We start from the raw sequence: 16978 nt of genomic DNA on the forward strand, positions 1-16978 counted from the left end.
GGCTAGTACCGTTTCTTCGGTTTAGGTATTACCGTATTGTTCAAAGGCGAGGCCAGGAAAATACCATTGACTTTTTTGTCGGTGGTTTCCGTAAGCTCGGCGTCATAAGTAATTTTACCACGTTTTATTTCATAGAACTTCGAGGGAACGTAATACATTGAATCGGCAGCGGGGTAAACCTTTGTAACATCACTGCCGCCGAATTCGAGGTCACCATCGCGGTCCCAGTCTTTCACATCCGAGCTCACTGCACTCAACAGGGAATCTGCCAGAGAGTGGTCGATATTAAACACATACAGCCTGTTCTTGTTCGGGCTGCCGTTTACCTCCAGGAAGAGAAAAACGGATTTACCATTTTCTACCAGGCGGTTGCGTTTACTTTTGTAGTTGATAATATCTTCATGAAGCACAAAAGCTTTATTGCCGTTCACAAAAATAGTTCCTTTGTACACCGTGATCAGCTGCTGCTGACTGCTGGTAAAATGTAGTTCATTGGCGGGTTTCTGAGCCATGGCTGGCAAATAAACGGCGAGTAACAGGCATAGTTTGAATAGATGGCGCATCGTAATGTTTTATACTGAAAATTAATAATAATTATTTAGTAGCCCTAAAATAGTGTGATAAAAAACAATGTCTCACTTTTTTACGCTGCAAACAACTGCCTTTCCCGCCTGCGCGGAATAGAGCCGGTATTTCAACTCCCGCTGCATACGGGCGTTGAAATACCGCTACCTGCTTATAGCTCCGTCCAGGTAGTACCTCCGTCTGCATTTCTCCAGCAAAGATGACCGGTTGTTATACTCCAGTCGTTATATATGATGGTTCCTTTGGGTTTCACTTCTGTTGGCACCACTGCTGCATAAGATAAATGATGATCTATGCCCGCTGCCTCCAGGCCGGTATAAGCTGTTACCTGTTTAAAGTCAAGTGTAGCCACGGAAAATGATCTTATTCTCAGGTTCGCTGTCCCGGATGTTAATATTACTCTTACAAACGCTACATTATCCGCTACATTAAAGCTGGTTGGGTATTCAACATCTGAGTTGTTCAGGTAACACCCTCCAAATTGCCCTGTATTAACTATTGTCAAATGTGGTGAAAAGAGGTTGGCGCCGATTACAGGCGTCAATATATTGCCTGCACTGTCGTAGCAAACCACCGATACCCTTCCTCCGAAGCCGGTATCCACATTCTTTCTTACAATAAACTTTTTCGCAGACGTTGTATTGATAAAAACGCCTATGCCGGTGTTCCCGGATATCTCCACGTAACTGCTGGTTACCCCTGCAATGAGCCTTGATGGTAACACAGCGCTGCTGGCTTTATCGGCGCAGTGCAATCCCCTGAAAAAGTAACTGGTAGCGTTATACCTGTTGATATGCAGGGGCAGGAAAAGTGATTGCCAGCAATTGCTGTTATTGACAGCATCATTATAATAGTTCGGATAGTTAGCCACCCGGTTGTTACGGGCCTTACTTCCATCCTCTATCTGGATAGCGGCATTGTTTACCTCATTGGCAGATAAGTCGGTGTACCCGATATAAACACTGTTCTGCACACTATCCTCGCCAGTGATCTTCAGGGAGCACTTCCCACTGTTCTCGTTTCTTGCATCCCATATCCGGTTATTAATTCCCCGGTTGATTAGTACGGCACGGCATTCCGTAACGGTTGGATCAGTTATGTATGATGCGCTCAACTCAAAACTGGGTTTGTAAAATACATTGTTGTTGGGAATATGCGCTGTTGTTCCCGACATGCCAATCCTGACACCATATCTTGCTTTGTTCGCCAGGCCGCTTAGTGAGTTTACGGCAAACCGGCCGCCGGTAAAAACATTTTCATTACAAAACCCGTCTGTTCCCGACGCCTGGAGATCCAGCTGTATTTTGCCATCTTTCAATGTCCCTATCCCCACCCGGTTGTAGGCGCATTGCACACTACCCATGAGCTGCGCGTTAATGGTAAAGGAACTTACAAATTCCAGGTTTAATCTTGATGATAAAAGGTTAATAAGCTTTACGCCGATACAGCTTTCATTCGTCCAGCCCGATATGGTTTCTTTCACGATCCGGATGCTGAGTTTCACGGATGCATTACTTGCACCGTCACTTCCTATTACCATGCCTGGCAGTGAATCAGTGGGGTCGACAAAACTCACCGGCGCCTCCATTTCCACATTCACACCTGCGCCGATATTCAGGGTAGCGCTACACGTATACCGGTCGCCCCTGGGAAAATACAATGTAGGCTTATTCCCATAATAGCTGGTACCCGGATCTGGCGAAGTAACGGAGTAGGCATTTACTACCTTGACGGCATCCTTCAGTGCATTGGTTGAATCAACAGCAGGATTTCCTAAAGCGCCAAACCACAGGACATTTATGATATTGCCATCAATATTCCTGATCCATCTGCCTGGACTGCCCGTCACCTCAAATATAGTACCCAGGTTGGCAGTTAATGAAGAAGTGCTATCCCAATAAAATACCCCTCCTCCTCCATCGGCCGGTTCAAGATATCCTAACAGATGGCTAAGTTCTCCATTCGTTGTGCCGGCAGTTGCCTTCAATTCATTTACATTTTGAAACGTCATTTCTAATTTATTTGTGGGTTTTCAATAAAGAAATTGTCTTTATAAAAATCCACTTCCCATACGCATTGTAAATGCGTATAAAAATATTTACCACCAGAAGCTTTTCAAAAAAGAAATACACAGATTCCTATTACCGTTTAAAACCCTATCTTCGGTATCACAACCACCCAAACGCAGGATGATTGAAATAAAAAACCTGGACCATAGCCCGCTCCCCGACAAGCCAAGGCGCATCATGAAGTATGTATTGGTGTACTGTACATCAGGAAAGCTCCATGTACAGGTAGATCATACCGCATTTGACCTGAATCCGGGCGATGTGATCACTATCACCTCCGGACAAATACACTGCATTCAGCCGCTTCAGAATGCCCAAGGATTTGTACTGGAATTTACACTGGACTTTTTCTGCAAAGATGATAAAGATATTGAGCTGATTTTTCATAACGGGCTTTTCTGCCACTTCGCCATGAATGAAGTAATCCCCGTGGATAAAGAGATCGTCGAAACACAACTCACCCTCATCCGGGATGAATTACAGGAGCAGCCTTACCAATACCTTATTTCTGTGCATAGCCGCGTGGCGCTGATACTGGTATCTATCAACCGGGCAAAGGTGAAACGTGGCGATGAAATCTGGAAACCGGAAGCCCTCTTCCTGAGATTCCTGGAAGCAGTAAGGGATAACTTTGAGCATAACTATCCCCTCGCGCAATTTGCCAAACTGCTTGGCACTACCGAAGCAAAGCTCAATGAACTGGCAAAACTCCATGCCGGCAAAACAGCCCAGAACGTGATTTATGGCCTCGTTACCTCTGAAGCAAAACGGCTGCTTACCTATGGCGACCTGTCCGTAAAAGAAGTCGCTTATAAGCTCGGCTTCAACGATCCCTTCTACTTTTCTAACTTCTTCAAAAAACAAACAGAAATCTCCCCAAAACTGTATAAAGAACAATTCTCCCTTTAAATATTACATGCTTTTTGCAGGATTCTCTATTCCCTGGGGTCCCTATAAACCGCACCTTTGTATCAGGTTAACAATTAAACAACTGGTACATGAAATCTTATCAGCACATCGCTTCCCTGCTACTCCGCCTTGCACTGGCAACAGGCTTCTTATCCGCGGTAGCAAGCAGGCTGGGGTTATGGGGGCAACAGTCATCCGGGTGGGGAAAATTCCTGCAGTATACAGCACAGGTAAATTCATTTGCACCGCAAAAACTGGTCCCTTCCCTCGCAGTAGCCAGTACCATCCTGGAAACATTATTGGGTATTTTACTGTTGCTGGGGTTCAAAACATCGCTGGCGGCCATCAGCGCCATGATACTCACCCTGCTGTTTGCGCTCACCATGACCTATTCCTTTGGGCTGAAAGAACCCCTGGACTATTCCGTTTTCACCTTCAGCGCAGCCGCTTTCCTTTTAGCAACGATGCCTCCAAGCAAATGGAGCATGGATCAATACTTCACCAAATAAAAACAAGATCATGAATACAGACATCCATCACTACATCACTAAAAGTAACCAGGCTGAATGGCAGCCTCTCGTGGAAAAAAATGTTCACTACAAAGGAATATTCGTGAAGTCGCTCCGGTACGACGAAGCCGCCGGGCGCTCAAAAACCATCCTGCTCAAATTTGAACCCGGTGCGCATTATCCTTATCATAACCATCCCGGTGGTGAAGAGATCTTTGTGCTGAGTGGAGATGCGGTGCTCGAACATGCAACACTGCTGGCAGGCGACTACCTTTATACACCACCAGGCTTCCGGCACTCCGTTACCAGCAAAACCGGCTGTGTCCTGTTCTTCGTGATCCCTGAAGAAGTAGAGCTTCTTCCCGGTTCAGGCGAATGATCGCTGTTTTGTTCCCCGTTTGTTTTATCCGGGGAACAGTTGTTCGTCAATCCGCTTTTTTTGCCGGAGATGATGCCTCATATGCATCTCTGCAAACTGAAGCCATTCCAATGAACTAAAAAAAAGCAAACCCGGATGTTCGGTTTTTCCGCCTGCCGGTGAGGGATTTGCAGCGTATAAGGTATTCACGGCTTGTTTTACGCGCAACAGGCCCTGCAACAGCTCCTCTTTATTTTGTGGTTGTCTTGAATAAGGGTCGTTGGACGGGTTTTCGACCAACATATCCGGGAAGTCGTTCTTTGCAAACATGGCTTTGGCATGTTTATGCATGGCTTTATCATGGTTCACATTGTCCACCAGTGCAGCTTTCATCTGCTCATAAAAAAAGGTGGTATCGGCAATAATGTGCAGGTACACCTGTCCCAGCGACCAGGCGTCTTCCCGGGGTTTGCGGCAAAGCATCTCTAACGTATAGTCGTTGAGGTAAGTAATCCATACTTCAATGGTTTCATTGAAATGCCGGAGTAAAGTAGTGGTGTGATTTGTTTCCATACGGATTGATCTGTGGTGGTGTTAACGGAATTATTCTGCTATAATTACTTTCACGCCGTGCTCCTTCAGCGTTTTCACGGTGTCTGCAGATACCAGGTTATCGGTAATAATATAATCCACCTGTTCAAGGCTGCAGATGCGGCCTATGCCACGGCGGTTAAATTTGGAGCTGTCGGCCATGATGACCACAGTTTGCGCCAGATTAATCATTTTCATATTGAGGCTCGCCTCTGCCAGGTTTGTAATAGAAAGACCAAATTCCATATCAATCCCATCTACCCCGATAAATAATACCCCGCAGGAAATATCATCCAGCAGCCGCTCTGCAAAGGAACCCGCAGCCGAAGAAGAGGTTTGATGAATGAGGCCGCCAATCTGCAACACATCTACAAAGGGCCGGTTACATAGTTCCAGCGCCACTTTCAGCGCAGGGGTAATTACCGTGATATGTTTCGACGGATGCAGGTAACGGGTCAGCTCAAAGGCGGTGGTGCCGGAGCCAATAATGATGGAATCATTCATCCCGATAAGCGCTTCCGCTGCTTTGGCTATCTTTTTCTTCTCTTCCGTTTTGATAAACTCTTTCTCGTTGATCGGCCGCTCCACCGTATAAGGATTCTGCGTTGATCCGCCTCCTTTGGTACGGTATAATAACTTTTTCTCTTCCAGTAGTTTGAGATCTTTCCGGATGGTTACTCCTGATACCTGCAAGGCATCACTCAGTTCCTGGATATCCACTTTCCCGTTTTCCTGCAATTTCTGCAGGATGAGCTGATGTCTGTCTGTAATATTCATGGAAAGTTGAATTTCTTCTTTATGTTTAAATTTCTTTCATCAAATATAAAATTATTAATCAAGACTCTACTGTCCTTTTCTATACAACAGCCACCATTATAGTTATAACTCCCTGTTAGCCTGGAAACCATCCCGTTCCCCTACACTTAAAAAATATTTAAAAAGATTAAATAGTTTACTTACATTTACTTTAATTTAATTAAATTTTGTTTAATTTAAAGGTAACATCGATTGCGCAACCGTATGTTCCAACGTTCATGAATTCCACCATCAGTCCGGAAAAGGTCAGACGAATCAACGGGTAACGGATATCAACAAACAATTTCATGTTATAGAAAAAAGGGTCAACCAAAACAAAACAATCCAGTTATGAATCACTTAAGCTGCACAGCTATGTACAAAATGTACATGCTCTGTTTCCTGCTGCTTGCATGGCCGTGTGCATTATCCGGCCAAACGTCCCGGAAAGTACAGGGGCAGGTTACCAACGACAAAGGAGAAATACTGATTGGTGTGAATGTAAGAGTGAAAGGCAGTACTACCGGCGTTACCACCAACACAGAAGGGCGCTACCAGCTGGCCGTACCCGGTAACGAATCTATTCTCCAGTTCTCTTTTGTGGGTTACACCCCGCAGGAACTCCCCGTTGGCAACCGCAACACCATCGACCTCCAGCTCACCTCCTCCGCCAAACAATTGCAGGACCTGGTAGTAGTAGGTTATGGAACACAAAAGAAAGTAAACCTCACCGGTGCGGTGGACCAGGTAGGCAGCGAGGTATTTCAAAACCGGCCGCTCACCAGCGTTACCCGTGGTTTACAGGGCGTAATTCCCAATCTCAATATCCGTATGACCGATGGCAAGCCTACCCGCAGCGCTACCTATAATGTACGCGGCACCACCTCCATCGGCGCCGGCGGCAGCGCCCTCATACTCATTGATGGCGTACCAGGAGAACCCTCGCTCCTCAACCCCAACGATATAGAAAGCGTCACCGTGCTGAAAGATGCAGCTGCTGCAGCTATATACGGGTCACGGGGATCGTTCGGCGTTATCCTTATCACCACCAAAAGCCCGGCGAAAGATAAAACCACCCTCAACTACGCCGGCAGCTACTCCATCAACGAACGAACCATCAAACCCAAAATGGTAACTAACGGTTACGAATGGGCCAAAAACTTCGACGACGCATTTACCTCGTGGAACGACTATGCCTCGCACCCGCAAAAAGCAAACTCCGTGTTCCCGTTCTCGTTAGATTACCTCGATGAACTGAAACGCAGAAACGACGATCCGTCCCTGCCTAAAACAGATATCAATCCCACTACCGGCGAATATGTTTACTACGGCAACACCGACTGGCTGAAAGAACTCTATGCAGATAACAATCCATCTATGGAACATAATCTCAGTCTTTCCGGCAGCAGCAAAAACGTGAGCTACTATCTCTCCGGCCGGTACATGGCACAGGATGGGATCTTCCGTTACAACCCGGACAACTTCAAAACCTATAACCTCCGGGCACGCGGCTCCGTACAGGCGTTACCGTGGCTCAAAGTGGAAAATGATCTCAACTTCACACAAACAAATTATTTCTACCCAATATTAAACCATCCCAGTAACACACCCGTGTGGAGAAGAATTTCCGATGAAGCCTTCCCCATCGCCATGCTCCGCAACCCGGATGGCACACTCACCGAAAATGCTTCCATCGTCTTTGGCAGCTTTATCTCCGGTAATAACCAGTCAGAACTGAGTCGCGCGCAGATCCGTAACACCTCCCGCTTTACCGCTACCTTCTTTAAAAATAAAGTACATGTAAACGGCGATCTCACCTTCTGGCGGCTCAACGATGTGGAAACGCGTATATACACGCCCGTGCCCTACAGCAAAAAACCAGGCGTGGCACTGGAACGCGGCGAAAGTAAGATCAACGAAAACGACGATAAAACAAACTATCTCGCCGCCAACGTCTATGCCGATTATGAACATACCTACCGTAAACATTACTTCAAGGTAATGGCCGGCTATAACTATGAAAATTCCCTGCTGAAAAGCAGGTACATCCAGCGGGATGGCATCATCAACAATGAACTGCCCGACTTCTCCCTTACCAACGGGCTCAACTTCACCATGAGAGGCGGCGGTAATGAATGGCGCACACTCGGCGGCTTCTTCCGCATCAACTATAACTTCGATGAACGCTACCTCCTGGAAGTAAACGGCCGGTACGACGGCACCTCCAAATTCCCGCAAACGCAGCAATGGGGCTTCTTCCCATCCGCTTCCGCAGGATGGAGGATCTCCAAAGAAAAGTTCTGGAACATCCCTTATAAAGTGGTATCCGACATGAAGTTGCGGGCATCATATGGCACCCTCGGCAACGGCAATATCGCTCCTTACAAGTTCCTCGAAACCATGAGCGTAACGCAAATGGCCCGTATTCTGAACGGTATCCGGCCCGACTATACGCAGCAACCCAATGTAATCCCCAACGGACTTACCTGGGAAAAGGCCACTACGCTGAATGTCGGCACTGATCTCGCATTGCTCAACAACCGCCTCACGCTCACGGCCGACTGGTACACCCGCAAAACGAAAGATATGTTCACCGACGGATTGCCGCTCCCCGGCGTATTCGGCGCTACCGAACCCAAAGGCAACTATGCCGACCTGGAAACAAAAGGCTGGGAAATATCTATCGGGTGGAGGAATAAAACCAATGGCAGCAAACCATTCAGCTACGATGCCCGACTGGTACTGTCTGATAATAAAAGTGTGATCACCCGCTTCAATAATCCACTCGGCCTCATCAACACCTACTATGAAGGCATGCAGATCGGCGATATCTGGGGATTTGTAAACGACGGTTACTTTAAAGATCAAAATGAAATAGATACCCGTGGCATCGACCAGAGCTTTATCCGCGTATCCGCCGCCAACAAAATATTACCTGGCGATATCAAATTTAAAGATCTTAACAACGATAAAAAGATCAATGAAGGCGCCGGCTCACTCGCTGATCCGGGCGATAAAACAGTTATCGGCAACAGCTCCCCGCGTTACATGTATGGCTTTACCGGCAACATGGAATGGAATAATATCTTCTTCTCCTTTTTCCTGCAAGGTATTGGTAAAAGAGACTTCTGGCCGGGAGCCGATAACTCCCTGTTCTGGGGCGCTTATAACCGCCCTTACAGCTGGCAGCCGGTGGATGTGGTGAACAATGTATGGTCGGAAGAAAAGCCCGACGCCTACTTCCCGCGCATGCGTGGCTACACCGCGCTAAACTCCCGCGCCGAACTACAGGTAACACAATCCAAATACTTACAGAACGCAGCTTACCTGCGTCTCAAAAATATTACACTGGGATATAACCTCCCCGCATCACTGGTGAACAAAGCCGGTATGGCCAATGCGCGCATTTACGTAACCGGCCAGAACCTGTGGACCTGGAGCCCGATGTACAAGTACGTGAAAACAATGGACCCGGAAGTTATTGAAGGCTCAGATCCTGAGCTGAACGATGGCTCCGGAAACGGGATGAGTTATCCTATGCTGAAAACCTACACTATAGGGATCAATGTAACATTCAAATAAAATGATCATGAAAAATATTCTCTTCCTGGTTGCCGGAATGATGATCATGAGTGCATGTAACCGTGATCTGAACCTGAAACCATTTGATAAGCTGTCGCCTGAAAATGCTTTTAATACCGAAAAGGACCTGCAGTTATACGCCAACTCCTTTTACCTGGATTTGCCCGATGGCAGTGATATTGTGAGGGGAGATGCCCTGAGCGATTACCTGGTGGGCAGAACCCTGTCCAACTACATTTACGGCGCCTTTGGCCCCACCGAAGCCACTGGCTGGAGCTGGAGCGCACTGCGCAAAATCAACTACTTCCTGGAACACGCCGGCAACGCAAAAATTACAGACGAAGCCAAAGAACATTACATAGGTCTCGCCCGCTTTTTCCGCGCCTGGTTTTATTTCAATAAAGTAAAACAATTCGGCGATGTGCCCTGGTACGATAAAAGCCTCGCTGCGGACGATCCGGATCTTTACAAAGGCCGCGATCCACGCACGCTTGTAATGGACAACGTGCTCGCCGATCTCGACTATGCGTGTAGCCATATCCGTAATACCAAAGATAACGGCGCATCACAGGTAACAAGATGGGTAGCCCTTGCCTTTAAATCAAGGGTATGTCTTTTTGAAGGCACCATCCGCAAATATCATCCGAAACTGAAGCTTGCCGGCACGGCGAACGACTGGCTCGACAAAGCCATTGACGCCGCCAACCAGGTGATCAAAGGAAACCAGTATAAACTGCTGACTACCGGCTCCACCGATCAAAATTACCGCAACCTGTTTATCAATGAAACACCCAACAGCACAGAAGTACTGCTGGCGGCTGTTAACAATAAAAGTCTCCGGGTATTCAACGATGCCAACTGGTACTGGACCAGCGCCACTTACGGCGGCCGGTACAGCTTCATCAAAACTTTTATCAACACCTATTTAAATACAGATGGCACGCCTTTCACCACGCAAGCGGATTATGATAAAATCCCTTTTGCACAGGAAGTAAAGAACCGCGACCTCCGCCTGAAACAAAGCATCCGCATGGGTAACTATTCCCGCGATGGTGTGGTAACGCCGCCCGACTTTACGTATACCTATACGGGTTATATGCCTATCAAACTGGCGGTGGATGCGAAAGCGACCGATGGTGTGGCAGAAAACTTTAACTCCCTGCCACTGATCCGGTATGCAGAAGTATTGCTGAACTATGCGGAAGCAAAAGCAGAGCGTGGCAACTTTACTACGGAAGACTGGAACCTCACCATTGCTCCGCTGCGGCAGCGTGCGGGCATCACCGTTACCACGCCGCCGGTTACAGCAGATACATATCTTCAGCAACATTATTTTCCTGGTATAAATGATCCCGTACTGCTGGAAATACGCCGGGAGAGAGGCATTGAGCTGGCCCTGGAAGGATTCCGCTACGATGATCTGAAGCGCTGGCATCTCGGCAACCTGCTCACCATGCCCTATGATGGCATGTATGTACCCTCCCTCAACACATTGATGGATCTGAATGAAGATGGGAAAATGGATGTTTGTTTTGTAGAGAAAATCCCGGCGACAAAAGTACCGGGCGTATATTATTTCCTGATAGACAAAGTACAGTTCAAGCTCAGCAACGGTACCAGCGGCAATCTGCAACTGTTTGATAACCTGGTGCGCAAATACGAAGACCGCAAATACTTCTATCCCATTCCATACAACGAAATCATCTTAAACGGCAACTTAATCCAGGACCCGGAGTGGGCAATTAAATAAAACGAAAAACCTTAAACAAGCAACCGTATGTTATCAGGTAACAATTCCACAGTAAACAAAACATTTTTCGAAAAGGCCGGACTGCCCCGGCAGCTGCTCTTTGGCTACATCGGCATCATGATATTCATGATGGGTGATGGTATTGAACAGGGATGGCTAAGCCCATACCTGGTATCACATGGCATGTCGGTGCAGCAGTCGGCCACCCTGTTTACGGTCTATGGCATCACCATCGCCATCTCCGCCTGGTTTTCCGGCGTACTGGCAGAAGGCTACGGCGTAAAGCGCACCATGTTCACGGGTTTGATCCTCTACATTCTCGGCACCATCGGGTTCGTCGGATACGGCATGCCGGGGCTCAACTACCCGCTGATGCTGCTCTTTTACGCATTACGTGGATTTGGTTATCCTTTGTTCGCCTACTCCTTCCTGGTATGGATCGCCTACAGCAGTCCGCGGCAGCAACTGGGTCGCGCTGTAGGCTGGTTCTGGTTTGTATTCACCGGCGGACTCAATGTACTCGGCGCGTACTATTCCAGCTGGGCCATTACCCGCTTCGGGCACCTCAATACTTTATGGACCTCAGTTTTCTGGGCGCTGCTGGGCGCACTGTTTGCACTGGTACTGAATAAAGGAAGTATTAAGAAAGAAACTGCCGGCGGCTCGCAGGTAAAAGAACTGATCAAGGGGCTCACCATTGTGAAAGAAGAACCCAAAGTATTATTGGGTGGTATTGTGCGCATCATTAATACCACGGCGCAATTTGCCTTCCCGGTATTCCTGCCGATGTATATGGCGAAACATGGTTACGAAACCACGCAATGGCTGCAGATCTGGGGAACCATCTTTACCGCCAATATCATCTTCAACCTCATCTTTGGCTTTGTGGGCGATCGCATGGGATGGCGTAATACTATCATGTGGTTCGGCGGCGTAGGATGTGCAGCCACTACCCTGCTGTTTTATTACGCACCACAGATATGGGAAGGCAATTTCTGGATGGTCATGACGGCCGGCATACTTTGGGGCGCCTGCCTGGCGGGCTACGTACCCCTGTCGGCGTTAGTACCTTCCCTGGTGAAAAAAGACAAAGGTGCGGCAATGGCTATTCTGAACCTCGGCGCCGGCTTACCTGTTTTCGTGGGCCCTGCAATTGTAGGATTATTTATCGGCAGCGCAGGCGATGCAGGCGTTATCTGGATCCTGGCGGCCCTTTACCTGGTAAGCGCCGTCATCACCCGGTTTATCACCCTGCCGGACAATGCAAAAACATCTCATCATTACAGCAATACAACGGAAACCATACAATTATAATACACATGAAAATCTTAATCACTGCCCCTTATCATGAGCAGGGGCTGGAAACATTGCAGCGGCAGTTCGGAGAAATTATTTACCGGTCGTGGAAGCCTCATGGAAGGGCATACAATGAAGACGAGCTGCTGGCCATGCTTTCAGACACGCAGGCCGAAGCGCTGATAACAGAGCACGATCACGTTACTGCAAAAGTAATAGCCGCCAATCCCCAGCTGCAGTTTATCGGCGTATGCCGCGGCACACCGTCCAACGTGGCAGTGAGCAAAGCCACTGAAATGGGAATTCCGGTATTCTTCACACCTGCCCGTAATGCGCAGGCCGTAGCAGAACTGTTTATTTCCAATGTGATCATGCTGTTGCGTAATACCATCCCCGGCATCAACTGGCTGAAAGGCCGCAACTGGCAGGCAGGCGCGCACGACTCCTACCTGCACTTCAAAGGCAATGAGCTGGCAGGCAAAACTATTGGCATGGTTGGCTTTGGCGCTATCGGCCAGCTGATTGCAAAGCTGGTAAAAGAATATCCCTGCCCCATCCAGTTCTTCGATCCGTATGTGGCCGAATACAACAGTGATTACCGGAAAACAAGCCTGGAAGATTTGTTTGCTACCAGCGATATCGTATCCATCCACCTGCCGGTTACTGCAGAAACAAAAGGGATGATCAACGGCCGGCTCCTGAAAATGATGAAAAAGGAGGCCATATTTATCAATACCGCCAGGGCTTCGGTCGTGCAACGGGAAGACCTGCTGGAAGTACTGGAAAAAAAATCGATCCGGGGGGCTATCTTAGATGTTTTCGATCATGAACCACCGGACGAACTGGATTACAGGATCATTGACCTTCCGCAGGTAATTGCCACCCCGCACATTGCGGGCGCCACCTTTGAAGTGGAAGATCACCACGTTGAAATTATGAACAGGGCCTTGCTGCAGTGGTATGCACATGCCAACAGGCACATAGCCGAATTAGCCAACAAAGACATACTTAAAGTTCATTTCCAATGACAACACAGGACACCTACATCATTGTGGACATAGGCACCGGAAACGTAAGGGTGGCAGCAGCTTCCCCGCAGGGACAGGTATTAAGCGTTGCCCGGGAAGACATACATTACATCAAAGATCCGTTGTACCCGGATGCTCTGTATTTTGAGCCTACTCAGCTATGGCTTCAGGTAAAGCGTTTAGCCGTGCAGGTACTCTCCGGTATCCCCGGCACGGTGGTAAAAGCCATTACGGCTACCAGTCAGCGCGAAGGTATTGTGCTGTTATCCGCCACCGGCGAATCGCTGACCGGGTTGCCCAATATCGACCACCGTGGCCGGGAATGGGAAAACACCATTGCCGATAAAAGCAGGGTGTACCAGCTGACAGGGCGTTATCCTACCTCCCTGTTTTCTGCCCTGAAACTGGTGGGCATCCGTGAGCGCAGGCCGGAACTGTGGCAGCAATGCAGCACGTTCCTCAGCATCAGCAACTGGATAGAATTTATGCTCAGCGGTGTAGCGCGGTATGAGCATTCACAGGCATCGGAAACATTGTTGTATGATGTAGCGCAAAAACAATGGTCGGCTGAGTTGTGCAAAGTTTTTGCACTGGATGCAGCATTGCTGCCACCGCTCGCAGACTCCGCGACTATACTGGGAAATATCCTTCCTGGAGTAGCACAGGAACTGGGGCTGCCTGCCACCGTGAAAATAGTAGCCGGTGGCGGCGATACGCAACTTGCCATCAAAAGCACGCGGCCGGCGGTAGACGATGTAGTGATTGTTTCAGGCACTACCACTCCTATTGTGAAGATAACGGGCACGTATACACTGGATGCGGAAGAAAGGACCTGGACAAGCCGTGATATAGAGCCGGGACGCTTTGTATTTGAAGCCAATGCCGGTGTAACCGGGCTAAACTATCAGCGGCTGAAAGAAATTTTTTATCCTAATGAAGATTATGAAGTGATTGAAAAAGAGCTGGAAGAAAACACCCATACGTTTTGCATGGCCTCCCTGGGATCGTTGCTGGCTGATGAAGAAGTGTCCCTTACCCGCGGTGGCTTTATTTTTCCCGCGCCGGTATCGCACCTGCTCACCCGCGGCTCCTTTGTATGGGCTACCATCCTGGACATTGCCTGCTCCATCGTTAAAAACTACCGGATACTGGCTGCTACTGCCGGTCATGATCCAGATTATATCTGGGCCTGTGGCGGCGGACTGCAAAGCCGGGTGCTGCGGCAACTCATCGCCAATCTCACGGGGAAAAAGGTACAGATCAGGAAAGAATACCAGCAATCATCTGCCGTTGGCGGCGCGTTGATCTGCAATGAAGCGCTGCAGGTAAATGCAGTAATGGAGGATGCTACCGAAGTAATCCATCCTGTTGATACTGCCTATTACAGCACATTGTATGCTGAATGGGAAAAAACCCGGCATTATTTCCGGGGCATGAACTAACTACTTAAAATTCGATTATGGCAACAGCTTGTTTCATAGGCATCGACGTAGGTACACAAGGCGCCAGGGTGGTATTAATGGATGCCACCGGCAACCTGCTGGGCAGCCGGGAGGAACATTTCCCGTTGCATGAAAAGATGCGGGAGGAGCAGTCGCCCACCGGCTGGTGGGATGCCTGCCTTGCGTGTTTGCATCAACTCCTGCAGGACGCCTCCGTGCAGCCGCACCGGCCACTTATCAGGGCCATAGCCGTTACTTCTACGTCCGGTACCATCGTACCCGTTGACCGCCGGCACCGGCCACTGCATAACGCCCTGATGTACAGCGACGGCAGGCAGGTGGAGACCGGGAAGCTTTGCCGGGAGACCGCTCTCCGGTATCACCCGCATGGCTATACGTCGTTTAATACTTCCAGTGGACTATCGAAAATGTGCTGGTTTGTACAACAATATCCGGAAGCAGCCCAACAACTTTATAAGTTCATTCATGCGGCCGACTATATCACCGGGCAGCTCAGCGGCCGCTTTGATATAACCGACGCCACCAACGCACTGAAATCGGGATATGATGTGCAGGCGCAGGAGTGGCCTTCCTATCTCTGGGAGCACCTGCCCCTGCAACAATCGTGGCTGCCAGAAGTAGTGCCTGCGGGTACTCCGTTGGGAAAGATACAACCCGGTGTGGCAGCCCTCCTCCACCTGCCGGAAGACGTGACCATTGTAGCTGGTATGACAGATGGCTGTGCCTCGCAGATTGCGGCGGGCGCCGTTTGCCCGGGCGACTGGAACACCACCATTGGTACCACCCTGGTGGTGAAAGGAGTAACTACCCGGTATATCGATGATCCTTCCGGTGCATTGTATTGTCACCGGCACCCGGAGGGATACTGGATGCCGGGGGGCGCCAGCAATACCGGGGCGGACTGGGTATCTCAAAAATTCCCTGGTGATCTTACGATGCTGAATGAGCAGGCGTTGCGGATCATACCCACCGGCCACCTCTCCTGGCCGCTGCTGCAACACGGAGAAAGGTTTCCGTTCGTGGCGCCGCAGGCACGCGGGTTTGAAGCCGCGGAGCTTTCTGCCGTTGAAAGCTATGCCGCCGGCATGGAAGGTGTGGCTTATATAGAACGCTACGCCTACCAGATGATCCGGCAGTTAAGCGGTGAAGCGGTGGAAAAGATTTATACCGCAGGCGGCGCCAGCAACAGCCGCGCATGGCTCACCATCCGCAGCAATGTGCTCAACCTGCCCATCATTAAAATGAAACACGTAAGCGGCGCTGCCGGTGCGGCTATCCTGGCGGCGTCCAAAACATGGTACCACACCGTTATGGAGGCAACAGCTGCAATGACCCAGGTAGCGGAAGAGATACTGCCTTCGCCATCTCCCGTAAAAACCTACGATGCCAGCTACCTGAAATTTATACAACTGCTGAAAGAAAAAGGATATATTTCAACTTATGAACATGCTTAATATTTACCTGTTAAGACACGGACAAACCGCCTGGAACGCCGATAATAACCGCTACTGCGGCAGGTCCGACATTGCCCTTACGGCAAAAGGCATCGGCCAGGCAGAAGCCGTGCGGGAACAACTGAAAGGAATTAACTTTGCCGGCGTATATTCTTCCCCGTTAGAGCGGGCATATCAGACCGCGCGCATCGCCGGCGGAATGGATGTTATTAAAGATAACCGTCTTATTGAAGCTGATTTTGGTAACTGGGAAAAGAAAACAAAGGAAGAATTTATTGCCGAAGATCCGCAGCTGTGGCATAACTGGATGGACGACCCAGGTCAGCACCGCGCCGGTGGCACCGGCGAAACCGGCAGCGAAATCGTTGCCCGTGTGGATGAATTTTTCCATGACCTGCTACAGCAACATGACCATGGAAACATTCTTGTAGCAGCGCATAATGGTGTAAACCGCCTGTACCTGGCGTATAAGCTGGGCATGCCGCTGAAAAATTACCGGATGCTGGTGCAGGACAATGCCTCTGTTACAGTATTTAACCTGTCGGCTCACGAACCTTTTACATTACAACACCTCAATGCAAAATTCTGA

Annotated in this window: 14 protein-coding genes; 10 read left to right on the plus strand and 4 right to left on the minus strand. The window is 49.0% G+C overall.

All coding sequences use genetic code 11. From position 1 onward, the window contains the following. Positions 1 to 2 precede the first annotated feature (2 nt). Together QFZ48_RS01150 and QFZ48_RS01155 are read right to left on the minus strand one after the other, a co-directional pair. Entirely contained in the window at positions 3 to 563 is a 561-nt protein-coding gene (locus QFZ48_RS01150) for a hypothetical protein (RefSeq protein WP_429046386.1), read from the minus strand. 173 nt (positions 564 to 736) lie between these two features. Further along, entirely contained in the window at positions 737 to 2596 is a 1860-nt protein-coding gene (locus tag QFZ48_RS01155) for a hypothetical protein (protein ID WP_429060749.1), read from the minus strand. Between the two features lie 178 nt (positions 2597 to 2774). Here QFZ48_RS01155 and QFZ48_RS01160 point away from each other — a divergent pair, with 178 nt between their 5' ends. The 3 genes from QFZ48_RS01160 (at position 2775) to QFZ48_RS01170 (ending at position 4451) form a co-directional block, all read left to right on the plus strand. Then, on the plus strand, positions 2775 to 3563 hold the full coding sequence (locus QFZ48_RS01160) for a helix-turn-helix domain-containing protein (RefSeq protein WP_429060750.1): 789 nt from the start codon (positions 2775 to 2777) through the stop codon (positions 3561 to 3563). A gap of 89 nt (positions 3564 to 3652) precedes the next feature. Continuing rightward, positions 3653 to 4072, plus strand: coding sequence for a DoxX family membrane protein (locus QFZ48_RS01165; protein WP_429060752.1), 420 nt, complete (start codon positions 3653 to 3655; stop codon positions 4070 to 4072). A 10-nt stretch (positions 4073 to 4082) separates the two neighbouring features. Beyond that, positions 4083 to 4451 carry a cupin domain-containing protein gene (locus tag QFZ48_RS01170; RefSeq protein ID WP_370911725.1) on the plus strand — a complete coding sequence of 123 codons (369 nt, stop codon included), beginning with the start codon at positions 4083 to 4085 and terminating at the stop codon, positions 4449 to 4451. 24 nt (positions 4452 to 4475) lie between these two features. Here QFZ48_RS01170 and QFZ48_RS01175 read toward each other — a convergent pair whose 3' ends face one another. Then, positions 4476 to 5003, minus strand: a complete 528-nt coding sequence (locus tag QFZ48_RS01175; protein ID WP_429060753.1) for a DinB family protein — start codon at positions 5001 to 5003, stop codon at positions 4476 to 4478. Positions 5004 to 5033: 30 nt separating this feature from the next. Then, the gene (locus tag QFZ48_RS01180) at positions 5034 to 5798 is read right to left on the minus strand and encodes a DeoR/GlpR family DNA-binding transcription regulator (RefSeq protein ID WP_370911723.1); all 765 of its coding nucleotides are present in this window, start codon (positions 5796 to 5798) and stop codon (positions 5034 to 5036) included. Positions 5799 to 6167: 369 nt separating this feature from the next. Between QFZ48_RS01180 and QFZ48_RS01185 the strand changes: the two genes are divergently transcribed. From QFZ48_RS01185 to QFZ48_RS01215, 7 genes are read left to right on the plus strand one after another with little or no spacing between them, the layout of a single operon-like run. Further along, positions 6168 to 9398, plus strand: coding sequence for a SusC/RagA family TonB-linked outer membrane protein (locus QFZ48_RS01185; protein WP_429046375.1), 3231 nt, complete (start codon positions 6168 to 6170; stop codon positions 9396 to 9398). Positions 9399 to 9405: 7 nt separating this feature from the next. Next, positions 9406 to 11148 carry a RagB/SusD family nutrient uptake outer membrane protein gene (locus tag QFZ48_RS01190; protein ID WP_429060755.1) on the plus strand — a complete coding sequence of 581 codons (1743 nt, stop codon included), beginning with the start codon at positions 9406 to 9408 and terminating at the stop codon, positions 11146 to 11148. 27 nt (positions 11149 to 11175) lie between these two features. Further along, the gene (locus tag QFZ48_RS01195; protein WP_429060757.1) at positions 11176 to 12462 is read left to right on the plus strand and encodes an MFS transporter; all 1287 of its coding nucleotides are present in this window, start codon (positions 11176 to 11178) and stop codon (positions 12460 to 12462) included. 5 nt (positions 12463 to 12467) lie between these two features. After that, positions 12468 to 13472 carry a 2-hydroxyacid dehydrogenase gene (locus QFZ48_RS01200; protein WP_429046372.1) on the plus strand — a complete coding sequence of 335 codons (1005 nt, stop codon included), beginning with the start codon at positions 12468 to 12470 and terminating at the stop codon, positions 13470 to 13472. Continuing rightward, entirely contained in the window at positions 13469 to 14914 is a 1446-nt protein-coding gene (locus QFZ48_RS01205; protein ID WP_429060759.1) for an FGGY-family carbohydrate kinase, read from the plus strand. The genes QFZ48_RS01200 and QFZ48_RS01205 overlap by 4 nt, the downstream gene beginning before the upstream one ends. Positions 14915 to 14931: 17 nt before the next feature. After that, positions 14932 to 16389: an FGGY-family carbohydrate kinase gene (locus QFZ48_RS01210; RefSeq protein WP_429046369.1), complete on the plus strand. Its 1458-nt coding sequence runs from the start codon at positions 14932 to 14934 to the stop codon at positions 16387 to 16389. Further along, positions 16376 to 16978 carry a histidine phosphatase family protein gene (locus QFZ48_RS01215; RefSeq protein WP_429046368.1) on the plus strand — a complete coding sequence of 201 codons (603 nt, stop codon included), beginning with the start codon at positions 16376 to 16378 and terminating at the stop codon, positions 16976 to 16978. Before QFZ48_RS01210 ends, QFZ48_RS01215 begins: the two co-directional genes overlap by 14 nt.

Origin of the sequence: Chitinophaga sp. W2I13, assembly GCF_050434005.1 — a bacterium.
Lineage (GTDB): Bacteria > Bacteroidota > Bacteroidia > Chitinophagales > Chitinophagaceae > Chitinophaga.